This is a genomic window from Streptomyces graminofaciens, from assembly GCF_030294945.1.
GTDB classification, from domain to species: domain Bacteria; phylum Actinomycetota; class Actinomycetes; order Streptomycetales; family Streptomycetaceae; genus Streptomyces; species Streptomyces graminofaciens.
This window is the reverse complement of sequence record NZ_AP018448.1, coordinates 196,596-218,074: the sequence shown is the minus strand read 5'-3', so window position 1 is coordinate 218,074 and position 21,479 is coordinate 196,596. Positions and strand designations below refer to the sequence as shown.

The 21,479-nt window shown below is 69.3% G+C and carries 19 protein-coding genes and 2 pseudogenes; 17 read left to right on the top strand and 4 right to left on the bottom strand.

What is annotated here, in order from left to right:
* Position 1 precedes the first annotated feature (1 nt).
* Genes SGFS_RS01100 through SGFS_RS01070 form a run of 7 tightly spaced genes read left to right on the top strand, consistent with a single transcriptional unit; the run spans position 2 to position 6,964 of the window.
* On the top strand, positions 2–937 hold the full coding sequence (locus SGFS_RS01100; RefSeq protein ID WP_286246866.1) for a J domain-containing protein: 936 nt from the start codon (positions 2–4) through the stop codon (positions 935–937).
* Complete coding sequence (locus SGFS_RS01095; protein ID WP_286246865.1) at positions 937–1,305, top strand: chaperone modulator CbpM; 369 nt, start codon at positions 937–939, stop codon at positions 1,303–1,305. The genes SGFS_RS01100 and SGFS_RS01095 overlap by 1 nt, the downstream gene beginning before the upstream one ends.
* Positions 1,296–3,935 (top strand): ATP-dependent chaperone ClpB, encoded by a 2,640-nt coding sequence (gene clpB, locus SGFS_RS01090; protein ID WP_286246864.1) that lies wholly within the window; start codon positions 1,296–1,298, stop codon positions 3,933–3,935. The genes SGFS_RS01095 and clpB overlap by 10 nt, the downstream gene beginning before the upstream one ends.
* Positions 3,932–4,378, top strand: a complete 447-nt coding sequence (gene trxA / locus SGFS_RS01085) for a thioredoxin (RefSeq protein WP_286246863.1) — start codon at positions 3,932–3,934, stop codon at positions 4,376–4,378. Before clpB ends, trxA begins: the two co-directional genes overlap by 4 nt.
* Positions 4,379–4,383: 5 nt before the next feature.
* The gene (locus tag SGFS_RS01080) at positions 4,384–4,647 is read left to right on the top strand and encodes a UBP-type zinc finger domain-containing protein (protein WP_286246862.1); all 264 of its coding nucleotides are present in this window, start codon (positions 4,384–4,386) and stop codon (positions 4,645–4,647) included.
* Positions 4,647–6,428 (top strand): FAD-dependent oxidoreductase, encoded by a 1,782-nt coding sequence (locus tag SGFS_RS01075; RefSeq protein ID WP_286246861.1) that lies wholly within the window; start codon positions 4,647–4,649, stop codon positions 6,426–6,428. The genes SGFS_RS01080 and SGFS_RS01075 overlap by 1 nt, the downstream gene beginning before the upstream one ends.
* Before the next feature lie 41 nt (positions 6,429–6,469).
* Positions 6,470–6,964 (top strand): Hsp20/alpha crystallin family protein, encoded by a 495-nt coding sequence (locus SGFS_RS01070; protein ID WP_286246860.1) that lies wholly within the window; start codon positions 6,470–6,472, stop codon positions 6,962–6,964.
* A 95-nt stretch (positions 6,965–7,059) separates the two neighbouring features.
* Here SGFS_RS01070 and SGFS_RS01065 read toward each other — a convergent pair whose 3' ends face one another.
* On the bottom strand, positions 7,060–7,575 hold the full coding sequence (locus SGFS_RS01065) for a DUF1931 family protein (protein ID WP_286246859.1): 516 nt from the start codon (positions 7,573–7,575) through the stop codon (positions 7,060–7,062).
* Positions 7,576–8,242: 667 nt separating this feature from the next.
* On the opposite strand from SGFS_RS01065, the gene SGFS_RS01060 reads away from it, so the two are divergent.
* The 8 genes and pseudogenes from SGFS_RS01060 (at position 8,243) to SGFS_RS01025 (ending at position 17,199) form a co-directional block, all read left to right on the top strand.
* A complete protein-coding gene (locus SGFS_RS01060) occupies positions 8,243–9,364 on the top strand; it encodes a hypothetical protein (RefSeq protein WP_286246858.1) in 1,122 nt (373 codons plus the stop codon).
* A 311-nt stretch (positions 9,365–9,675) separates the two neighbouring features.
* Entirely contained in the window at positions 9,676–10,851 is a 1,176-nt protein-coding gene (locus SGFS_RS01055) for a glutathione-independent formaldehyde dehydrogenase (protein ID WP_286246857.1), read from the top strand.
* A gap of 422 nt (positions 10,852–11,273) precedes the next feature.
* A pseudogene (locus SGFS_RS01050) lies at positions 11,274–12,436 on the top strand (FUSC family protein); the annotation flags it as partial.
* A complete protein-coding gene (locus SGFS_RS01045; RefSeq protein ID WP_286246856.1) occupies positions 12,363–13,178 on the top strand; it encodes an acetate kinase in 816 nt (271 codons plus the stop codon). The pseudogene SGFS_RS01050 and the gene SGFS_RS01045, both read left to right, overlap by 74 nt.
* A 202-nt stretch (positions 13,179–13,380) precedes the next feature.
* Positions 13,381–13,575, top strand: a complete 195-nt coding sequence (locus tag SGFS_RS01040; RefSeq protein WP_286246855.1) for a hypothetical protein — start codon at positions 13,381–13,383, stop codon at positions 13,573–13,575.
* A gap of 471 nt (positions 13,576–14,046) precedes the next feature.
* On the top strand, positions 14,047–14,538 hold the full coding sequence (locus SGFS_RS01035) for a hemerythrin domain-containing protein (protein WP_286246854.1): 492 nt from the start codon (positions 14,047–14,049) through the stop codon (positions 14,536–14,538).
* Between the two features lie 816 nt (positions 14,539–15,354).
* The gene (locus SGFS_RS01030; RefSeq protein ID WP_286246853.1) at positions 15,355–16,455 is read left to right on the top strand and encodes an NAD(P)/FAD-dependent oxidoreductase; all 1,101 of its coding nucleotides are present in this window, start codon (positions 15,355–15,357) and stop codon (positions 16,453–16,455) included.
* Between the two features lie 294 nt (positions 16,456–16,749).
* Positions 16,750–17,199, top strand: coding sequence for a hypothetical protein (locus tag SGFS_RS01025; protein WP_286246852.1), 450 nt, complete (start codon positions 16,750–16,752; stop codon positions 17,197–17,199).
* 106 nt (positions 17,200–17,305) lie between these two features.
* On the opposite strand, the pseudogene SGFS_RS01020 reads toward SGFS_RS01025, so the two are convergent.
* Positions 17,306–18,027: pseudogene (locus SGFS_RS01020) on the bottom strand (IS5 family transposase).
* Positions 18,028–18,135: 108 nt separating this feature from the next.
* On the opposite strand from SGFS_RS01020, the gene SGFS_RS01015 reads away from it, so the two are divergent.
* Positions 18,136–19,011, top strand: coding sequence for an IS5 family transposase (locus SGFS_RS01015; protein ID WP_286246851.1), 876 nt, complete (start codon positions 18,136–18,138; stop codon positions 19,009–19,011).
* A 21-nt stretch (positions 19,012–19,032) separates the two neighbouring features.
* Here the strand turns inward: SGFS_RS01015 and SGFS_RS01010 are convergent, their stop codons facing one another.
* Positions 19,033–19,452, bottom strand: coding sequence for a MarR family transcriptional regulator (locus tag SGFS_RS01010; protein WP_286259725.1), 420 nt, complete (start codon positions 19,450–19,452; stop codon positions 19,033–19,035).
* A 124-nt stretch (positions 19,453–19,576) separates the two neighbouring features.
* Here SGFS_RS01010 and SGFS_RS01005 point away from each other — a divergent pair, with 124 nt between their 5' ends.
* Positions 19,577–20,449 (top strand): alpha/beta fold hydrolase, encoded by an 873-nt coding sequence (locus SGFS_RS01005; RefSeq protein WP_286246850.1) that lies wholly within the window; start codon positions 19,577–19,579, stop codon positions 20,447–20,449.
* Between the two features lie 337 nt (positions 20,450–20,786).
* On the opposite strand, the gene SGFS_RS01000 is transcribed toward SGFS_RS01005, so the two are convergent.
* Complete coding sequence (locus SGFS_RS01000; protein ID WP_286246849.1) at positions 20,787–21,443, bottom strand: DUF1326 domain-containing protein; 657 nt, start codon at positions 21,441–21,443, stop codon at positions 20,787–20,789.
* Positions 21,444–21,479: the final 36 nt, after the last annotated feature.

Sequence of the window (21,479 nt, the reverse complement as noted above, 5' to 3'; positions counted from 1 at the left end):
CATGGCACGCGACTTCTACGAGGTGCTCGGCGTTCCGCGCACCGCAGACCGGGACGAGATCCAGCGGGCCTACCGCAGCCTGGCCCGCAGGTACCACCCCGACGTCAACAAGGACCCCCAGGCGGAGGAGCGGTTCAAGGAGGTCAATGAGGCCTTCAGTGTCCTGTCCGATGCGGGGCAGCGAGCCCGGTACGACCGCTTCGGCGAGGACTTCCGGCAGGTCCCGGAGGACTGGGAGGAGCGGGTGGCCGCCGGCGCGGGAGCCGGCAGCGGCTTCCGGGGGTCCACCGGCGGCGGTCCTCGGGTGCGGTACTCCACGGCAGGCTTCGGGGGCGAGGGGGTCGACGTGGAGGATCTGTTCGGCTCGCTGTTCGGCGGCGCGGGGCGGATGCGCGTGCCCGGCGCCGATCAGGAGGCCGAACTTCCGCTCACCGTCGAGGAGGCCTATCGGGGCGGCCGCCGTACGGTCACTCTCGCCGGGCCTGCCGGGCAGCGGCGCTACGAGGTCGACGTGCCACCCGGCACCACCGATGGGCAGCGCATTCGGCTGGCCGGGGAGGGCGGGCGCGGGAGTGGCGGCGACGCTCCCGCCGGGGACCTGTACCTGAGGGTGCGGATCCAGCCGCACCCCGAGTTCCGCCTCGACGGCCGGGACGTCCATGTGCGGCTTCCGGTCACCCCGTGGGAGGCGGCGCTGGGCGCGACGGTTCCGGTGCCCACGCCCAGCGGTGCCACGGCGAAGGTGACCGTACCCGCCGGGTCCTCCAGCGGACGGCGCTTGCGGCTGCGCGGCGAGGGCATGCCGGGCCCGCGTGGCGCGAACGGAGACCTGTACGCGGAGCTGCGGATCATGGTGCCGCCCCGGCTGAGCGACCGGGAGCGCGAGCTGCTGGAGGAACTTGCCGCTGTCTCCTCGTTCGACCCCAGGAGGACGTAATGAGCGACCGACCGGCCGAGGCCCGCCCGTCCTACGCACGCACGCACGAGGTGGGCGTGCAGTACGCGATCGTGCCCGTGCCCAGGCTCTCCCTGGAGACCGTGGCCCGCCGCTCAGGCCTCCATCCCGACCTGATCCGTCGGTTCGTCGCCCTAGGACTGGTGGACGCCGACCGCGACGCCTCCGGACGGCTGGTGTTCGCCCCCACGGCCCCGGCCGCCCTGGCCCGCGTCCAGCGGCTGCGCACCGGGCTGTGCCTGAACTACGCATCCCTCGGTCTGGTGCTCGACCTGCTCGACCGCATCAGTCTGCTCGAAGCCGCGCTGCGACGTGCAGGCGTGAGGAGTGATCTACCACCATGGACATGAACCGCCTGACCCAGAAGTCACAGGAAGCCCTGCAGGAGGCCCAGAGCGCCGCCGGCCAACTGGGCCACACCGAGGTCGACGGCGAGCATCTGCTGCTCGCCCTCCTCGACCAGGAGGAGGGCCTGATCCCGCGGCTGCTGCAGCAGGCGGGCACCGAGCCCGAGGAGTTGCGCGCGGCCGTACGCGAGGAGCTCTCCCGCCGGCCCAAGGTGACCGGCCCGGGCGCGGCGCCGGGCCAGGTCTTCGTCACCCAGCGCCTGGCACGGCTGCTGGACGCGGCCGAGCGGGAGGCCAAACGCCTCAAGGACGAGTACGTGTCCGTGGAACACCTGCTGCTGGCGCTGGCCGAGGAGGGCTCGGCGACCGCCGCCGGGCGTCTGCTGAAAGAGCGGGGCGTGACCCGGGAGTCCTTCCTCGGCGCGCTCACCCAGGTCCGCGGCAACCAGCGCGTGACCTCCGCCAACCCCGAGGTGGCTTACGAAGCCCTGGAGAAGTACGGCCGCGACCTCGTCCTCGAGGCTCGGTCCGGGCGGCTGGACCCCGTCATCGGCCGGGACGCCGAGATCCGCCGCGTCACCCAGATCCTCAGCCGCAAGTCCAAGAACAACCCCGTCCTGATCGGCGACCCCGGCGTCGGCAAGACCGCCATCGTCGAGGGTCTCGCCCAGCGCATCGTCCGCGGCGACGTACCCGAGGGCCTGCGCGACAAGATCGTGTTCGCCCTCGACATGGGCTCCCTGGTCGCCGGCGCCAAGTACCGCGGCGAGTTCGAAGAGCGCCTCAAGGCCGTGCTGTCCGAGGTCAAGGCCGCCGAGGGGCGGATCCTGCTCTTCGTCGACGAGTTGCACACGGTCGTCGGCGCGGGCGCCGCCGAGGGCGCGATGGACGCGGGCAACATGCTCAAGCCCATGCTGGCACGCGGCGAACTGCACATGATCGGCGCGACCACCCTGGACGAGTACCGCAAGCACATCGAGAAGGACGCCGCCCTCGAACGCCGCTTCCAGCAGGTCCTGGTCGAGGAACCCAGCGTGGAGGACACCATCTCCATCCTGCGCGGCCTGCGTGAACGCCTGGAGGTCTTCCACGGTGTCAAGATCCAGGACACCGCGCTGGTCGCGGCGGCGACGCTCTCCCACCGCTACATCACCGACCGTTTCCTGCCCGACAAGGCCATCGACCTCGTCGACGAGGCGTGCGCCCGGCTGCGCACCGAGATCGACTCCATGCCCGCCGAACTCGACGAGATCACCCGCCGCGTCACCCGACTGGAGATCGAGGAAGCCGCCCTGTCCAAGGAGAACGACCCCGCCAGCAAGGCCCGCCTGGAGGAACTGCGCAGGGAACTGGCCGACCTGCGCGGCGAGGCCGACGCCAAACACGCCCAGTGGGAGGCCGAACGGCAGGCCATCCGCCGCGTGCAGGAACTGCGCCAGGAACTGGAGCAGGTCCGCCACGAGGCGGACGAGGCAGAACGCGCCTACGACCTCAACCTCGCCGCCGAACTCCGCTACGGCCGCCTCCAGGACCTGGAGCGCCGGCTCGCCGCAGAGGAGGAGCAACTGGCCGCCAAACAAGGGCAGAACCGGCTGCTGCGCGAGGTCGTCACCGAGGAGGAGATCGCCGAGATCGTCGCCGCCTGGACCGGCATCCCCGTCGCCCGCCTCCAGGAGGGCGAACGCGAGAAACTGCTGCGCCTCGACGACATCCTGCGCGAGCGTGTCATCGGCCAGGACGAAGCCGTCAAGCTCGTCGCCGACGCCATCATCCGCGCCCGCTCCGGCATCCGCGACCCGCGCCGCCCCATCGGCTCGTTCATCTTCCTCGGCCCCACCGGCGTCGGGAAGACCGAGCTGGCCAAGACCCTCGCGGCGGCCCTGTTCGACTCCGAGGAGAACATGGTCCGCCTCGACATGAGTGAGTACCAGGAGCGGCACACCGTCAGCCGGCTCATGGGCGCACCGCCCGGATACATCGGCTACGAGGAGGGCGGCCAGCTCACCGAGGCCGTGCGCCGCAAGCCGTACTCGGTCGTGCTGTTCGACGAGATCGAGAAGGCGCACACCGATGTCTTCAACACCCTGCTGCAGGTCCTCGACGACGGCCGGATCACCGATGCCCAGGGCCGCACGGTCGACTTCCGTAACACCGTGATCATCATGACGTCCAACATCGGCTCCGAGCACCTCCTCGACGGCGCCACCGCCGAGGGCGAGATCAAGCCGGACGCCCGTGCTCTGGTGATGGGCGAGCTGCGCGGGCACTTCCGCCCGGAGTTCCTCAACCGCGTCGACGACATCGTGCTGTTCAAGCCGCTGGGTGAGCGACAGATCGAGCGGATCGTGGAGCTGCAGTTCGACGAGCTGCGGCAGCGGGTCGCCGAACGCCGCATCACCGTCGAACTCACCCCTGCCGCCCGGGAAGTGATCGCCCACCAGGGCTACGACCCGGTGTACGGGGCCCGCCCACTGCGCCGCTACATCTCCCACGAGGTCGAGACGCTGGTTGGGCGCGCCCTGCTGCGCGGCGACGTCCAGGACGGCGCGAAGGTCCGCGTCGACGCCGAGCACGGAGAACTGGTGGTCACCTACGACCAGCCCGAGGACGTGAAGGGAGCGAGGGCAGCATGAGTACCGCGCAAGCCACCAACGTCACCTGCCCGCACTGCGGGCGCACCAACCGGGTGCCGGCGGCCGCCGAGGGCCGCCCCACATGCGGCAACTGCAAGCAGCCGCTGCCGTGGATGGCCGACGCGGGCGACGACGACTTCACCGACGTCGTCGAGCAGGCCACCGTGCCCGTCGTCGTCGACCTGTGGGCCACCTGGTGCGGCCCCTGCCGCATGGTCAGCCCCGCGCTGGAGAAGGTCGCCACCGACCTGGCAGGAACGATCAAGCTCGTCAAGGTCGACATCGACAAGAACCCGCGCCTGGCGCAGCGGTTCGAGGTCCAGGCGGTACCGACGCTGCTGGTTCTCGACAAAGGACAGACCATCGCCCGGCAGGCGGGTGCCGCACCCGCCCCTGCCCTGCGGCGGTGGGTGGAGCAGTCGATCACGGCCCGGGAAGGGTGATCCACATGACCCTGCACGCAGACCCCCACCTCGCGCTTGTCCGGCCGGTCCAGCCGCTGACCCCAGAAGGGTGTCAGGAGTGTCTGCTGCTCGGCTCCCCGTGGGTCCACCTCAGGCTCTGCCTGACATGCGGCCACGTCGGCTGCTGCGACTCCTCACCGAACAAGCACGCGCGTAAGCACGCAGCTGCCGACGCCCATCCGATCGTGCAGTCGTTCCAGCCCGGCGAGGACTGGCGGTGGTGCTTCGTCCATGAGGCGTTCGTGTGATGCCCGGCGACGAGACGCGGCCCGGCGCAGCGCCTGTGCCGGACGAGGCGGAGGAGAGCGTCCCCTTCGAGACCCCTGACGTCTACGGCGCCTATCCCCGCCTGGCGGATGACCAGATCGCCCGCCTGGCCCAGCATGGCCGGCGGCGCGCGGTCGACGCCGGTGACGTGCTGATCCGGGAGGGCGAGCGGTGCGAGATGTTCTATGTCGTCCTCAGTGGTTCGCTCGCCATCGTCGAGGGTTACGGCACGCCCGGCGAACGCCTGCTGCGTGTGCACGGCCCTGGCCGCTTCATTGGCGAACTCGGCCTTCTGAACGGACAGGTGGCCTTCTACACCGCCGTGGTCAGGGACCCCGGCGAGGTCCTCGCCCTGTCCATGGATCAGCTGCGTGACCTGGTGACCCGGGACTCCGCCCTTGGCGATGTGGTGCTGCGCGCCTGCCTGGGCCGCCGGGCTCTGCTCGTCGGGCAGGGCGCCGGGTTCCGCATCATCGGCTCGCGCTACTCGCCCGACACCCGGCGGCTGCGCGAGTTCGCCGCCCGCAACCGGCTGCCCCACCGCTGGATCGATCTGGAGACGGACGAGGAGGCCGAGGCGCTGCTGCGTCGCTTCGGGGTCGGTCCGCAGCAGACGCCGCTGGTGATCTGGCGGGACACGACCCTGCTGCGCAATCCGAGCAACGCCGAACTGGCCCGGTTCATCGGCCTGCCGGCCCTGGAACCGGGCAACGGCCGCGGCGATCTCCTCATCGTCGGCTCGGGTCCGGCCGGTCTCGCGGCCGCGGTGAACGCCGCCTCGGAGGGCCTCAGCACGACCGTGGTCGAGGCGATGGCCACCGGCGGCCAGGCCGGGACGTCCTCCCGTATCGAGAATCTGCTCGGCTTCCCTTCCGGCATCTCCGGCGCCGAACTCACCGAGCGCGCCGTGCTCCAGGCCGAAAAGTTCGGCGCCCGGATCAGCGTCCCGGCGGAAGCGGCCCGGCTCGAACGGCGGGACGACCACTACGCCGTCGGGTTCGCCGACGGCAGCGAGGTCACCGCCCGCACCGTCGTCCTGGCCACCGGCGCCCGCTACCGCCGCCTCCGTGTGCCCGGCATCGAGCCGTTGGAGGGCTCAAGCGTCCACTACTCGGCGACCGTCTACGAGGCCCAGCAGTGCCGTACCGACCCCGTGGCGGTGGTCGGCGGCGGCAACTCCGCGGGCCAGGCCGTGCTCTTCCTGGCCGGGTACGCACCGCAGGTGTATCTGCTCGTCCGCGGGCCGAGCCTCGAGGCGCACATGTCCCGCTACCTGATCGAACAGATCGAGCGCCACCCGCGGGTGCGCGTACTGCTGCACACCGAGATGACCGAGGCACTCGGCGACAAGACGCTGGAAGCGGTCACCGTGGTCGACCACCGTACGGGCGAGCACCGCCACCTCGAGGTGCGGGCCCTGTTCGTCTTCACCGGCGCTGACCCGCACACCGATTGGCTGTCCGGCGTGCTCGCCCTCGACGCGCGCGGCTTCGTGCTCACCGGCGCGGAGGCGCAGGCCTGCTCCGTTCCCGAACTGTGGCAGAGCCAGGGCCGCGACTGCCTGACGTTGGAAACCAGCCTGCCCGGCGTCTTCGCCGCCGGCGACCTCCGCAGCGGCTCGGTGAAGCGCGTGGCCTCCGCGGTCGGCGAAGGCGCGATGAGCATCCACTTCGTGCACCGCTACCTGGGCCACACGGCCGCGCCCGGCGGCACCGACACCTCCCCGCACACCCGTCCGAAACAGTCCGCTTGGCTTGCATGACGCCCAGCGGGCGACGAAATCACGAGAAGGAGGCGATGGCAATGGCCACGCCCGTCCGGCGCCACCGCGGTGGCGCGCTGCAGGACAGGCCCGTTGGCTGGGCACGCAATCCGCTGACGGAGTTCGAGCAACTGCTCAGCGAGATGAGCGGGCTGATGGAATCCACGGTGGGAGGTGCTGCCCCCGCAGGCGCGTGGACACCCCTGGCGGATGTCACGGAGTCCGACGACGCCTTCCACGTCGAGATCGAACTCCCCGGCGTCAAGAAGAAGGACATCAACGTCGAAGCGAACGGCCAGGAGCTGGTGGTCACCGGAGAGATCAAGGAGAAGGAACGCAAAGGCGTCCTGCGCCGGAGCACCCGCCGCACCGGATCCTTCGAGTACCGGCTGCGGCTGCCCGGAGAGGTTGACACCGAAAAGATCGATGCGCGGATCTCGGACGGAGTCCTCACCGTCACCGTCCCCAAGGCCGAGGTCGCAAAGCCCCGGCACATCGAGATCAGCGAGAGTGAAAGCACCGAGAGCAAGGGCTGAGACCCGAACGCCGCGGTTCCGGACGCACGTCCGGCACCGCGGCCGGGCCGGCGAGGCTCGACACCGAGTGACTCATGAACGACGTCCGCACCCCCTCACGGCGGCGGAGACGCGGTACCTGCCTCCCCGCCGGCTTCCTTTCGGCGCCGCATACGCCAGGTGCGCAGCAGCCGAAGGGGGAGCAGATGCAGCGGTGCTCGTCGGCCCATGTCCGCCTGGTCCTCGCGGTCGAATGCACGGGCGTAGTTCTGGGCAAGGGCCGGGCTGAGCCCGCCGACGATGTCCGGATAGGCCGCCTCGGTCTCCTCGTCGGGCGTGCGGTCCAGAGCGGGGTGGGTGGCGATCTGCTCCAGGATCGGCTTGAGTTCTACTTGCTGGTCGATCTTCCGGAAGTGATGAATGCTCTCCTGCAGACCTTTTGTGATCGGTAGGTCGCAGGTCCGGATGACGTCGCGCCCATTGGCCTTGGCAGTGGCCTGGGCGACGGTCAGCAGATCGTAGAGCTTGGCGTCGACGAAGTCGCTGTAGCGCTTGAGATCGTTCTTGTCGACGTCCAGCCCCGCGGCCGCGCGGAAGAACCTTTCGAACCTGGCGATGGACATCACGGTCATGACGGTAACCTCCGGCTGCGGACGCCGGGGTGGCCCCCGGCCCCCTGGACTTCCCAGTCAGCCTGGCCGACGGGGTGCGCGAAGCCATGCGCATGTCGGGCCCAATTAGCTTCCCTGTATTGCCCTGCCAGGCCCGGGCGTCCGACTGCCCGAGGAGTTCGGACGGGTGTGCGGATCGACAGCAGGGGGAACACCGCGTCGCGGGAGCGACCCACGTTGAGGGCGCCCCCCAGACGTTGCTGCTGATGAGGCCGAACGCCGCGGTGCCGCCGCACACGCCAGGGAGCGCTTGGGAAAGGCGGGGGAACAACAGCAAGGGCCGGCCGGTTGACGCGGACCATCCCGCCTGCCAGCCGCCCCGATGCAGGGCAGGACGTAGTGCTATGCCTCGCAGGCGTTCTGGGTTTTTCGGACTCCCGCTCCGGGCCTGGCACCGGAGCGGGGTGGTTGGTCGCGCGGCGTGCGGTGCGTGCCGAGGCGGAGCGGGTGTTCGCGGTGACGCACGCGATCGTGGCCCGGTGGGGGGAGCGGGCCCTGTGCTGGGAAGCCGAGGAGATCTGCCGGACCGCCTGCACCTGCTGGCGGAGGCCAGCGTGTCACGCGGCGTCGACGTTACCTCGGGGGCATCCTGGGCACTTGCGGGGCAGTCGGCGAGGAGGGGCCAGTCGTGCGGGTGTCGTCTCAAGACGTTACGGTCGTGGCTCTCCTGGCGGATCCGGACGCGCCGACGGAGATCGCGCAGCGCATGGCCCGGACACTTTCTGCTCGGCTCGCCGACAAGTCGGACCAGGAGCGACGGTTCGACGTCGAGGTGGTCAGTGAGCCCTTCACCTCGGGGACGGAGGACCCGCCCACCCTGATGCGCCGGATCATGGACCGTGGGAGTGCGGAGAACTGGGACATCGTCGTGGCCCTCACCGACCTTCCGCTGCACTCACACGGGCGCAAGCTCGCTGTGAATCTGAGCCACGAACACGGCATGGCGCTGCTCTCTCTTCCTTCACTGGGGGGCCTGCGGCTCCAGACGAGGGCCCGGCGGGCCGTCGAAGAAGCTGTGCTTGGCTTGGCAGGTCCGCAAACCACTGAGGCTGAAGGACCTCCGCGAAGTCACCCGCTTCTGGGGCCCTTCGTCAATCGTCTCGCGCCTATTCGTCCGGGCCCGATCGGTGAGAAGGAGACCGACGATCTTCGGTATGTCGTTAGCGGGCCGCGCGGTTACCTGCGGGTGCTCGCCGGTATGGTCCGTGCCAACCGGCCGTGGCGGCTGGTGCCGGGCTTGTCGAAAGCCCTGGCGGCCGCACTCGCCACGGGAGCGGTCGCCACCGTGAACTCCACCGTCTGGAGCCTGGCCGCGTCCCTGAGCGCGCCACGCCTCGTGATCGCCACGGTCGGGTCTGTCGCGCTCATGATCGGTTGGCTGATCGTGGACGCGGATCTGTGGCATCGATCAGCAGAGAGCTCCCCGGAGGCGAGGCGGAGGGCGCGGCTCTACAACGCCTCGACGGTCGTCACCGTCAGTATCGGGGTGCTTATCTGCTACGTGGGTTTGCTGGTCATCAACTGGGTGTGGGCGCTGTTCATCCTCAACGACCAAGTGTTCGCTTCCATGACGCGAAACCCCCTGCGCGCGGAAGAGTACTGGACGTTGGCCTGGTTCGTCGCTTCGGTCGCCACCGTGGGCGGCGCGCTGGGATCTGGCTTGGAGAGCGACGAGGCGATCCGGGCAGCCGCCTACTCCAAGCGCGAACAGGAACGTCGCAACATGCTCCAAGACGACCACGATGACTAGCCGGGCCCGGCCCGAGTGGGAGATACGTCGGTGGTCGTCCGGACAGGAAGATTTCGCTGATCGATGGGCGCGTGTTCGTTTCGCGTCGGGGCCGACGGGGACCCGGACGGCACGCCGCCGGAGCGCCGGAACGCTGCGTCGCAGGCCGCCGACGGCGCCGTTGCACCCGAACCGGGTGAACGACCCGTACAGGCATGCCGGGGCCACGGCCCGCGTCCCACCAACCCCCAGGTGTTCAACTCCCGGGAGTGAGGCTCCGTCTCGATCACCGCCGTGGTGCGGTCATGCCGCGACACCAAGGGATCGCACTCATGAAAGCGGCCGTATACGAAGGTCCGCGAACGGTCACGGTGAAGGACGTGCCGGACGCGAAGATCGAGCACCCCTGCGACATTATCGTCAAGATCACCACCACCAACATCTGCGGTTCGGACCTGCACATGTACGAGGGCCGCACCTCGTTCGAGTCCGGCCGCACGCTGGGCCACGAGAACATGGGCCAGGTCGTGGAGGTCGGCCCGGCCGTCCGCAAGGTCCAGGTCGGCGAGTATGTGGTTCTGCCCTTCAACATCGCCTGTGGTTTCTGCAAGCAGTGCGAGCGGGGACTGACCAACTACTGCCTGACCATGCAGCCGGAACCGTCCCTCGCGGGAGCCGCTTACGGATTCGCCGACATGGGCCCGTACCAGGGCGGCCAGGCGGAACTGCTGCGCGTGCCCTACGGCGACTTCAACGCGCTGCGTCTGGGTGAGGACGCCGCCGAGCGGCAGACCGACTATGTGATGCTCGCCGACATCTTCCCCACCGGCTATCACGCCACCGAGATGGCCAGCGTCAAACCGGGCGACCAGACGATCGTCTTCGGGGCCGGTCCCGTCGGGCTGATGGCGACCTACTCCGCCCTCCTCAAGGGCGCCGGACGCGTATGGGTGGCCGACCACCAGCCCGACCGGCTGCGCAAGGCGGAGGAGATCGGGGCCATCCCGATCAACACCGCTGAACAGAACCCGGCTGAGGTCGTCAAGGAAGCCACCCTCGGTCTGGGCGCCGACAACGGCTGTGAGTGCGTCGGTTACCAGGCGCACGACCCCGAGGGACACGAGGACGCCAGCCTCACGCTCAACGGCCTGATCGACTCGGTCAGGTTCACGGGCCACATCGGAGTGGTGGGTGTGTTCCTGCCCCAGGACCCCGGCGGCGAAGAGGCCCAGGGCGAGCTGGAGGCGCAGGGCAAGGTCCCGATCGACTTCGGCATGATGTGGTTCAAGGGCCAGCGCATGGGCACCGGGCAGGCCCCGGTGAAGAAGTACAACAGGGCGCTGCGGGATCTGATCGCAGGCGAGAAGGCGAAGCCGAGCTTCGTCGTCTCGCACGAACTCAGCCTGGACGAGGCCCCCACCGCCTATGAGCACTTCGACGCCCGTGACGAGGGCTGGACCAAGGTGGTCCTGCATCCCGACGGACACGGCAACGGCCACAAGCGATAAGGAACCCGGGGCCGCCGTCCGTCTGTCTCCCCGGACCAGACCGGGGGCCGGGGCAATCACCCCGGCTCCGGCCGGCGCTGAAGCAGCGCTGGTGACCCGGCCCGGTAGGACGGACCGCGGCCCTCGACCGGCCTGACGGGCGCGACTCGACAGGCGGGTCTGAACCGAACCCGCTCCTGAAGCCGCAGCCATCGATCGGCCGGTGACACCGCCCGTGGAACCCATGCTCGTCACGCTGGTGGCGAAGAGCCCGCGGGGCACGCGGTGCGGGGCGGACTCCGGGGCTGGTGAGGCGACATGCTGATGTGTCCCGTATGCGCCGATGCTCAGTTCCTGGGAGGTGCGGGCGGCTTCCCCGCCCGGCGGCCGCACGTCGACCAGGCCGCCGAGACCCGGCAGGGCATCCTGACAGGGTCCACCTCGTGAGATGGCTGCGAGCCCTCGGGGAGGTCGTGCGATCCGGGCTCACGATCGAGGAGGCGCGGCTGGAGCCCCTGCTCGCGCTGCGTACGGCTGCTGGGGTGGCGATCGTCGTCGGGTCGGCGCTGTGGCTGGTCTCCCCTGCGTACGCCGCGTCCGCCGCCCTCGGTGCCTACTCCGCGGGTGCGGCCACCTTCCAGCGCACCTGGCGTCCGCGCAAGGTGATAGCGCTCGGCGCGGGCGCGGGCCTGGCGCTCAGTACCTTTGCGGGCTACCTGGTGGCCGGCCGACTCGTGACGTTCCTCCCGATGCTGGCTGTTTGGGCCTTTGCCGCAGGGATGGCGTGGGCCCTCGGATCGACCGCTGGGATCGTCGCAGCGACGACGGTCGGCAGCATGCTGGTGACCATCACCCTGCCCACCAGCGTCGGACGAGCCCTGGAACACGCCGGGGTCATCGCGCTCGGAGGCGTGGCACAGGCCGTGCTGATCCTGCTGTTCCCGATCCGCCGCTGGGGGGCGCATCGTGACGCGCTCGCCGACGCCCTGGCCGCCGTGGCGGACCACGCCCGCCGGCTGCGGCACGACCCGACCGCCCCGTTCGACCCGGAGCCGTTGATGACCGCCCGGGACGCGGCCGCCGTAACGCCCTCACAGGCCCGCACCCGCCCCGCCGTCCTCCACGGCCCCGAGGCCTCGCCGAGCGCATTCTGCCGGTCGTCGCCGCGCTCGCCGACCCGGACGTCGGCGCCCCGGCGGAGGGATCCGGGCGGGACCGCGCACACGAGTTGCTCAACGCGGCCGCCGACGTCCTGGACACGGCCGCCCGTTCGATCCGCCGCGGCACTCCCGTCGAGGTGCCGCCCAGGAGCGCGGAGGTACTGCGCGTCGACGAGGAGGGCGAGGTGCTGGAGGGGCCCGCCCGGCAGGCCGCCGAAGGGCTCGTGGAACTACTCATCGAGACGTTGGAGATCACCGGGTGCGGCGGCGCGCGCGACAAGGCGCCTACGCCGTCCGGCCCCGCGAGCGCCCAGTTCCTGGTGCGCCCGACCATGTTCCGGCTGCTCCCGGTCGTCGTCCGGGCGGTCCGCCGTGAGCTGCGCCGGGACTCGCCCGTGTTCCGGCACGCCGTCCGCCTGGCGGCGGTGGCCACGCTCGGCTATCTCGGCACCGGCGCGCACGTACGCCGTGCCGGAGCGATGGCGAGCCGAATACGGGCTGCGCCGGTACGGCTTCCACGGGCTTTCCTACTCGTGGGCACTGCAGAGGGCGGCGCAGGCTCTGGGCCGACCCGTCGACAACCTCCAGGTCGTGCTCGTGCACCTGGGCGGCGGCTGCTCGGCCTGCGCCGTCCGGAACGGACGCAGCGTGGACACCACCATGGGCCTCACTCCGCTGGAAGGCCTGGTGATGAGCCGGCGCAGCGGCAGCCTCGACCCCGGCGCGCTGCTGTGGCTGCAGCGGCGGCACGGTCTGAGCACGGACGAACTGGATGACACACTCCACCGGCATTCCGGTCTGCTCGGCCTCTCCGGTACCTCGGGAGACACCCGGGACCTGGTGCGCGCCGCGCGGAGGGTGATGCCGCGGCCGCGTTGGCGCTGGCGACGTTCACCACTCAGCTGCCGCAGGGGCATCGCCTCGATGGCCGCCTCGCTGGACCGGCTGGACGCGCTGGCCTTCACCGGGGAGATCGGCGAAGACCAACCCGAGGTACGCGAGGAGATCTGCTCGGCCCTGACTGTTCTCGGTGTACGAGGCGGGCTGCTCGTCCCCGAACTGGACGATTTGATGCGGGAAGGCCTCCGACGCATCGGTCGGGCGGGGAGAGGTGTCCCGGTTTTCGTGGTCGCAACCGGCGAGACCCAGCAGATCGCCGCCGAGACCCGACGGGTGCTCGGCATGTGACTGGCCAGGCAACTGACGGCACATCCCACACTTGCCTGGCCCGCGCAACGAACGGGCCTCCTGTACCAGGACAGCACGGGGGAGTGGCGACGTCTGGTCCTGTACGCCGCCCGCCCCGTCTGGTCACGGGGCTCGACGTCCACTGCCCGCATCAGAGCCTCCGTACCGTCCCTTCGATGCCCATGAGGACACCCTGCGCCGCATGTTCACCGACTGGCTCGCCGCCCTCGGCATCCCGGTGCTGGTCATACGAGGCTTCAGCTCGCAGTCCTACGTCGACATCGTTCGGGCGCGCACCGCGCACCGCCCGCGGTCCGCGCCCCGCAGTCCTGCTCACGCGAGGGAGCGCGTCCGGAGAGCTACCGCGACTATCAACCACAAGGTGCCGCAGCTCTGACCACCACCTTGCGCCGGCTCACCGCGCAGGGCCCGCACGCGCCCCTCTGGTGGCGCTACGACCCCTAGACCTGGCAGAGCCTCGACAACCGCGACGATTACCGCGCCTACGGCGTGCGCGTGAATGCCCGCTAGGCCGAGGAAGCCGAACGTGAGCACGCCGGCCGGGCAGGTGTTGAAGAGGGGGCCATCCCTGGTACTGATCAGGAGCGGTTGGCCGCAGTGTTACGCGGGCCGGACGAGAAACAGGGCGCGGTCGCAGGGGTAGGCGGCGTCCAGTTGGCGGATGAGGACAGTTCGCGCAGGTCGTGCACATTCATGCCGACGCCTTGGCGGGCTGTCTCGGTGAGGCTGCGCAGGCCGGTGTCCGAGGGTTCTGCTCGTTGTGCGATCAGGCCGTCCTGTTGAACACCAGTGAATGGGGTAGCAGGATTTCGGCAAGGTCCCCCGCACGAAAGTGATGCCTATTCCCATGGCAGAGACACGAGACGTCGTTGAACTCATTCTCCAGGATCACCGAAAGATGGAGGAGCTCTTTCGCCTGATGCGCAGCGTCGAAGCCGACCGAGCTGCCGCTTTGCGGGAATTCTCCGATCTGCTGATCGCGCACGCACTGGCGGAAGAGGCAAAGGTCTATCCCGCCCTCAAGCGCTACAAGAAGATCGACGACGAAGGGGTGGAACACGGCGAGGAGGAGCACGAGGAGGGCAACAAGGCACTCCTGGCACTCCTGGAAGTCGACGAGGTCGGCTCCCAGGAGTGGGACGAGAGGCTGGAAGATCTCGTGCAGGCCGTCACCCACCACGCCGACGAGGAGGAGCGCACCATCCTCAACGGAGCGCGCGAGAACGTGGCCATGGAGCGCCGCGAGGAACTGGGCGAGGCGTTTGTGGAAGAGCGCGAGCGTCAGCTGAAGGAAAGCTGCGGTGCCGTCGACAACGTGCGCCGCATCGTCAGCTCCTGACCGCAACCCGTGCCACGCCCCCGGACGGTCGGCGCTGGGGGGAGGCGGCCGTGGCCTTCCGGTTCCCGCGCAGTTCCTTCCTGGGTGCAGGGCGACGGCCGTAGGCAGGTCTGAGTCCTGACGGCTGCGCCCCGACTTGCGGGTGACCTGTTGTCTGGCGAGCGCGCGGTGCGGGATGTCCGGGTGGCTGGGGTCCGGTGATTTGGAGGAGCAGGTTCCACTGCTTCACCGGGCCCCAGGGCGCCGCCCGTACGCGGATGCGGAGCGAGCCTCTGCAGTGCGCGGGGGGCGTACCCCGCCTCCCCCGAATGGGGCTTCGCGGGCGGGCCCCGAGAACGGCAAGATCACATTGTGAGCGTTGCCCGACCAGCGCGCCTTTCCCCGTCCGCTCATGCCAGCCGCCTCCCGAGGAGGCTGTGCGTGCCCGCTGAATGCGGGGCGACGGATCCATGAGTCCTGCCAATGTCCGGCGGGTCGACACCTCGATCGAGCGGAAACCCTGCTGCTGCCCGCTGGTCTGGACAGCCACGGAATCGCCAGCCCGGCCAGTCCTGCTCGGATACCTCCCAGGCCTCGACCAGGGCGCTCACCCCCGCGACTCTCCGCCGGTCGGTCAGGGCCGCCATCCGAGGTGGCCGGTTGACATATTTCAGACTGGTGTGAGGCTGGAGAAGAGGCGCTTCCGCCGCCGTATCGCGTAGAGCCTGGCAGTGCCGCCCATCGGGTCCAGTCACCCACCAGTACGCGGCGGCGACAGATGAACCCAACCCCTGCTCCGTAGGGGACAGCTCCGGGGACGCGAAGTGAGGCGATCGAATGGACCGGGTTCCCGAGGTGGCCGTGGTAGGAGCCGGCATCGTCGGACTCTGCACCGCCTACGCACTGGCCGAACGCGGAGCGACGGCGCGGGTCTACGAAAGCGGCGTTCCAGGCAACGGGCAATCCGGTGGTGAGTCCCGCATATTCCGTCACGCGCACGACGACGCCCGCCTGGTTGAATTCACCCGGCAGGGCCGTGCCGTCTGGGACGAGTGGGCCGACCGGTTGGGCGCCGAACTGATCTCCCAGGATGGAGTGGTCGCCCTGGGCGGTCCCGTTCCTGGGAGACTTCGCATTTTGCAGGAGGCCGGCGGCATACCGGTCCGGACCGTGGACAGCGCCGAGCTTCAGGCCAGCATGCCGCTGCTCGCGGACTACCGCGGTCCCGCGATGCTTGATGAGGACGGCGGTGCCATCCGCACCCGTGTCGCGGTCGAGTGCCTGGCCGATGCGCTGGGTGACTCTGTGGTCACCGACGAGGTCCTCTCGCTGCACCCCACGGGCCGCGGCACGGTGGAGGTGCTCAGCGCCGTCGGCCGCGAAGAGTACGCAAGCGTCGTGGTATGCGCGGGCTTGGGTACCGCGCGGCTGGCGCGCAACGTGGGGCTTTCGCTCCCCATACGGTCGGCAGCCCACGTCCGCCTCACCTTCCAGGTCAGGGGAGCGCCCCCTGAACGGGTCGCCTGTCTGCAGGACAGCAGCGGCGACTTCGGGGAGGTCGGCGTCTACGCAGCCCCCTACCCGGGCAACAGCCGATATGCGGTGGGCCTCAGCCAAACGGTCGAGGTGCGGGAGGACGGCAGCGTCGTGGACCCCGAAGCGCTGGCGGCACTCAGCGACCGCGCCAGCGCGTACGTCTCCCGCGCATTGCCCCGCCTCGACCCCGAACCCGTCGAGCATCTGCACTGCTGGGTGACAAGCCTGCCATGGAGCGAAGACGGCATAGCGGTCTGGGAAGCCGACAGAATCTTTTTCGCCGCCGGGCACAACCTCTTCAAACAGGCACCTCGCCTGGGACGGGCATTGGCCAGCGCGGCCATGGCCGAAAAACTCGAGGAGAACCTGCGTCCGGCGGCAGCACTCGGCCAACCCCGCTGAACGCCCCAACAGTTGGGACCATGTCACTGGACGCCCTGCAGTACGCCTCCGGCCGCGTCGCCGCCGCCCGCAGGCGACTGGGACGCAGCTCTCGCCGCCGGGCTAGGGACTGTCCGATGGGTCGTGTGAGCTGATCAGGGCCGGTGGCTTGGGCGCAGATGAGCTTCTCCCAAGGCGCTGTGGTCGGGCTCGTCGGCGCTGAGGGGCTCGTCGCCAATCCGCTCACCCTTGCCTGCGTCAGTCGGTTGAGGAATTTGGTTGCGGTGGATCAGGCGGATGCGGTGATACTCCGACATGAGTAGAGACGCCGAGGTCATCGTGCTCGCCCGCTGGCCGGACGAGGTGATGGAACCGCTGACCCAGGAGGACCCGGAACGCACGTGGCGAGGTCGCTTCGTCCCGATAGCGGGGCACTGGGGCTACGAGTTCGGGTGGGCCTTGGAGCTCGAGAAAGTGCGTGCCCGCAAGGGTCTGCTCAGGCACCTGGAGTCGCTGCCGTGGCCGCATCCGCATACGGTGCAAGTTCTGCTTCGCGACCAGGACGACGACTGCTTCGGGCTATGGATGTTCCACGAGGGCCGACTGGTGGAAATCACCATCGCGCGCACCGAGCGTTTCCACCAGCCGGCACCGCCCAATGAGGACTTCGAACCCGACCCGGGCATGCTGCTGCGCACCGACCAAGACACGGCTCTGCCCGAGCAGACCCCGGAAGCACGCCGCGACACCCGCTCACCCTGGTAGACCGAGTTCGACCGCTCATCTGGGGACGTCAGGGCTGTCGACGCGCGCCTGCTCAGCGAACTGCGCCACCACTACCCAGGTGCTGACAAACTCTGAACGAGCCGTTTCACTGTGTACGGAGCCATAGGCGGATCGCAGCCACGGTGACCGTCCCAGGGAAGACGTACGCCCGTTTGTCGAAGCGGGTGGCGACGGCGCGGAAGTGCTTGAGCCGGTTGATGGTCCGCTCGACCTCGTTGTGGCGGCGATAGATCGACTTGTCGAATCCTGTGAGCCGGCCTCCTTGGCTGCCGCGGCGCCGGCGGTTGGCCCGCTGCTCTCTACGCTCGGGGATCGTGTGCTTGATCTGACGCCTGCGCAGGTGACGCCGATTACGGCGTGATGAGTACGCTTTGTCTCCCCCCCGACATGGTCGGGTCGAGTGCGCGGTCGTCCACCAGCCTGCCGGGGCACACGGATCTCCTCCAGGACGGGAATCATCTGCGGCGCGTCCCCCCACTGGCCGGGCGTGATGACAAACCCGAGCGGGCGACACCCACCTTCCCCAACAAGGTGGATCTTGCTCGTGAGCCGACCCTCGGCATCGACGGCCCGCAGAATCCTCTCCCACGTGCCGTCCGCCGACCACCTGCGATGACGATCGTGAACCGCCTTCCAGCTACCGCAGCAGGGAGGAAGGTTCCGCCAGGGGAGGCCCGCCGGCTGCCGGAACAGAAACCCGTTGATCGCACGGCGGTGGGATTGCCAGCGTCCACCCCGTCCGTGATTTGTTGGCAAGTGCGGCTTCAGTCGAGGCCACTCTTGATCCGAAAGATCTCCCCGCCCCAAGTCCCACGGAACGAGTGCCCAGCGGGAGCGTCACGCGACCCATCGGACACGACCTAGTACTAGGCCGTGTATCGAAAGTGGATCTTGACCTATGAATGATCGTGTTTCATGGGGCGGGGAGATCTCACGGATGAACAGTGGGCTGTGCTGGAGCCGTTGTTGCCGACGGGGACGAAGGTGGGGCGGCCGCCCGTCTGGCCGCGGCGGCAGCTGATCGACGGCATACGGTTCCGTGTCCGGACCGGTGTTCCGTGGCGGGATGTGCCCGTCGAGTACGGGCCGTGGGGCCGGATCTACGACTTGTTCCGCCGGTGGCAGCGGGATGGCACCTGGCACCGGGTTCTCACCCGGCTCCAGGCTCTGGCCGACGCGCAGGGGGCGATCTCGTGGGACCTGAGCGTCGACTCCACGGTGTGTCGCGCTCATCAGCATGCGGCCGGGGCCCGAAAGCACGGTGACCTGCAGAAGGAACCGCCGGGCGGTGTCCTCACCGAGCCTCGTGATCACGGACTGGGACGCTCGCGCGGCGGGTTCACCACCAAACTGCACTTGGCTGTCGAGCAGGGCCAGAAGCCTCTATCGATCGTGGTGACGGCCGGGCAGCGCGGCGACTCGCCACAGTTCGAGGCCGTGCTGGAGAAGATTCGCGTGCCCCGCGTCGGGGTGGGCCGGCCACGCATTCGCCCGGACCGTGTGCGCGCTGACAAGGCTTACGCCTCCCGCAAGAACCGCGCCTACCTGCGTAGACGAGGTATCCGCTGCACCATCCCGGACAAGGCCGACCAGGCGCGTCACCGCCAGCAGCGCGGCTCCCGCGGCGGTCGGCCGCCGAAGTTCGACCCGGTCGACTACCGCGAGCGCCACGCGGTCGAGTGCGGCATTAATCGCCTCAAAAGGCATCGTGCCGTGGCCGCGAGATACGACAAACTCGCGGTTCGTTACGAGGCAACCGTTCTCGTCGCGGCCATCAACGAGTGGCTGTGACCGGCATATTCGAGATACATCCTAGACCGCTGCCTTCCGCATCCCAGTCAGAAAGCCCCTGACCGCGGCCAGTTCCCGCTCGTCGTATTCCCGCAGCAGGTCCACCGCCCGATCGATGAGCGGTCCGAAGTGGGACCAGCCGAGGGCGACCGCCCGCTCGTCCACTTCGATGGTGACCTTGCGGCGGTCCCGCGCATCGCGCACCCGCCGCACATGCCCGGCCCGTTCCAGGCGGTCGACCAGAGCTGTGGTTCCTGCCGAGTTGAGCCCAAGAGCGGTGCCTAGGTGCCCTGCTGTGGTCTCCTCGCCGGCGCGGGCGGCGTCCATCAGGGCGATCAGCGCACGCACGTCGGTGGGGTGCATGCCGTTGCGCTGTGCGAACCGGGTGCTGTGCCTGCCCAGGTCGACGGCCACCGCGCGCAGCAGGTGAACGATCTCCATCTCGGGCCCCGGCTCGGCTCGTTCGACGAGTTCCTCACCCTCCTGATCGGGCACGGACCACCTCCACGTATCATCTCGCCCAACAAGTATCTTGCTGAGCGAGATAATAGAGGAGTCGCCGTTCATGAACGCTCGCGATACGTACGACGCCGACAACTTCCTCATGGCCTACGACAAGGTCATGACCAAGTGGCCTGCCGCTCGCGAGACGGCGACCGTTCCCACGCCCTTCGGCACGACACACGTCAACGTATGCGGCCCGGCCGACAGGCCCTCGCTCGTCCTCCTGCCCGGCGGAGGGGGCGCAACCTCCGCGTCCTGGTACGCGCAGGCCGCCGAACTGTCCCGCACCCACCGGGTGTTCGCCGTCGACTTGATCGGCGCCCCCGGACGCAGCACTCCCGACGGCGACCGCCGCCCCCGTACGGTCGCCGACCTGTCGGCCTGGCTGGACGCGCTCCTCGACGGCCTCGGAGTGGCCGAGACCGACCTGGGCGGACACTCGTACGGCGCCTGGATCGCGCTGCATCACGCCATGCGCGCGCCCGACCGGATACGCCGCCTGGCCCTTCTGGACCCGACCCAGTGCTTCGCCGGGTTCAGCCCGGCCTACCTGCTGCACGCATTGCCCATGCTGCTGCGGAACACACCCCGCCGGGTCCGCGCCTTCCTGGAGTGGGAGACCAAAGGCTCCGCCTTCGATCCCGACTCGCTCGCCCTCCAAGAAGCGGCCGCCGGTTTCCCCTCTCTCCGACCCGTAACCGGGCCGCGCCCGGCACCGGACGCCCTGCGCGGCCTGGACCTGCCGGTCCTGTTGCTCCTCGCCGGAAGCAGCAGGACCCATGACCCCTCCAAGGTGGCCGCCCGCGCCGAGGCGCTGCTGCCACGCGTCGCAACGACCGTGCTGCCGGATGTGTCCCATCACGCGCTTCCGCACGCCATCCCGCCCGGGGCGAACCGTAGCCTCGCCGGCTTCCTGGAACGGTCCGGTGGCTGAGTCTCAGCCCACCCCGGGCACCGCACCCTGAAAATCAACCCTCGTTTAGCTCCGCTAATAGCACTTCCGATACACGGCCTAGCTGGCTGGCGCAGCCGTTCACTTCGCAGCGCTGGATAGGGGTCGGCAAGAAGTCCTGTAGGAGGTTCCTGGCTGGTTCGCATCCCTCAGTTCGGCGTGACCGAATCGGAAGACCTCGTAGTCTCTGAGCCTGGTTCGCGGTCGCCGGCCACCATCTCGGCGTGCTTGCGGCTGTCGGGTACTTGACCCTCATCTCGGTGGAGTGGTGGGACCGCTGCTTCCGGCTCTTGTTACCGGCGCTCTCTCGTCCCCACGGTCAGTCCGGTCCCGTCCAGTCGAAGGGGAAGTACTTGCTCGATTTTCCCGAGCGTTCCCAGGAGAAGCCGAACGCGTCGGCGCGGTCGGTGGTGGCCCGGCCCCAGGTGGCGATCTGGCCCGGTCCGACCTCGGCGCCTGGGGCGTTGTGGACCTGGACGCGTGCGCCCGTCGGTGTCGTCGGGCCGGTGAGTGCCTCGGCGGTGGCCGTGACCCGGCCGGGGATCTCAGCGCGCCAGGTGGCGAGGTCCTCGTCGATCTCCACCCGGATCGGAGCGATGTCCGTGCCGCGCATCTCGGGCCGGAACATCTCCCCGAACTGTGCCGGCCAGCCGCCCGCCTCACCGCCGAAGATGGTCCCGAGCGCGGAGCGCTGTTGGTCGTCGGCGCGTTCGTCGAGGAAAACCGCGGCATAGGGGTCGGTGTGCGTGCCGGCCCACGGGTTGCCCTCGAAGGAGCCGAGCATGAGGACGTTGAGATCGTCAAGCGCTACGTCCCCGTAGTTGCCGTCACGGATGTGCCAGACCAGTACGCCTTCGCAGTCACCGTAGGTCGGGGGCTGCGCGAACGTGCAGGGGCAGGGTATGGCGCATTTGCACACGTCGAACCAGTCGCCGGCCAGATGCCAGCGGGTACCGGGGGTGGCTTGCTCCGTCATCTCGCTTCCCTCCCGTCGAGCTCGAGGGAGCTCACT

Excerpts from the sequence above, each read along its gene's own strand:
- trxA (WP_286246863.1), top strand. The coding sequence starts at position 3,932 with ATGAGTACCGCGCAAGCCACCAACGTCACCTGCCCGCACTGCGGGCGC.
- SGFS_RS01000 (WP_286246849.1), bottom strand. The coding sequence starts at position 21,443 with ATGACGGAGCAAGCCACCCCCGGTACCCGCTGGCATCTGGCCGGCGAC.
- SGFS_RS01075 (WP_286246861.1), top strand. The coding sequence starts at position 4,647 with ATGCCCGGCGACGAGACGCGGCCCGGCGCAGCGCCTGTGCCGGACGAG.
- SGFS_RS01080 (WP_286246862.1), top strand. The coding sequence starts at position 4,384 with ATGACCCTGCACGCAGACCCCCACCTCGCGCTTGTCCGGCCGGTCCAG.
- SGFS_RS01065 (WP_286246859.1), bottom strand. The coding sequence starts at position 7,575 with ATGACCGTGATGTCCATCGCCAGGTTCGAAAGGTTCTTCCGCGCGGCC.
- SGFS_RS01040 (WP_286246855.1), top strand. The coding sequence starts at position 13,381 with ATGTTCACCGACTGGCTCGCCGCCCTCGGCATCCCGGTGCTGGTCATA.
- SGFS_RS01030 (WP_286246853.1), top strand. The coding sequence starts at position 15,355 with ATGGACCGGGTTCCCGAGGTGGCCGTGGTAGGAGCCGGCATCGTCGGA.
- SGFS_RS01100 (WP_286246866.1), top strand. The coding sequence starts at position 2 with ATGGCACGCGACTTCTACGAGGTGCTCGGCGTTCCGCGCACCGCAGAC.
- SGFS_RS01010 (WP_286259725.1), bottom strand. The coding sequence starts at position 19,452 with ATGGAGATCGTTCACCTGCTGCGCGCGGTGGCCGTCGACCTGGGCAGG.
- SGFS_RS01015 (WP_286246851.1), top strand. The coding sequence starts at position 18,136 with ATGGGGCGGGGAGATCTCACGGATGAACAGTGGGCTGTGCTGGAGCCG.
- SGFS_RS01095 (WP_286246865.1), top strand. The coding sequence starts at position 937 with ATGAGCGACCGACCGGCCGAGGCCCGCCCGTCCTACGCACGCACGCAC.
- SGFS_RS01055 (WP_286246857.1), top strand. The coding sequence starts at position 9,676 with ATGAAAGCGGCCGTATACGAAGGTCCGCGAACGGTCACGGTGAAGGAC.
- SGFS_RS01035 (WP_286246854.1), top strand. The coding sequence starts at position 14,047 with ATGGCAGAGACACGAGACGTCGTTGAACTCATTCTCCAGGATCACCGA.
- SGFS_RS01005 (WP_286246850.1), top strand. The coding sequence starts at position 19,577 with ATGAACGCTCGCGATACGTACGACGCCGACAACTTCCTCATGGCCTAC.
- clpB (WP_286246864.1), top strand. The coding sequence starts at position 1,296 with ATGGACATGAACCGCCTGACCCAGAAGTCACAGGAAGCCCTGCAGGAG.
- SGFS_RS01070 (WP_286246860.1), top strand. The coding sequence starts at position 6,470 with ATGGCCACGCCCGTCCGGCGCCACCGCGGTGGCGCGCTGCAGGACAGG.
- SGFS_RS01025 (WP_286246852.1), top strand. The coding sequence starts at position 16,750 with ATGAGTAGAGACGCCGAGGTCATCGTGCTCGCCCGCTGGCCGGACGAG.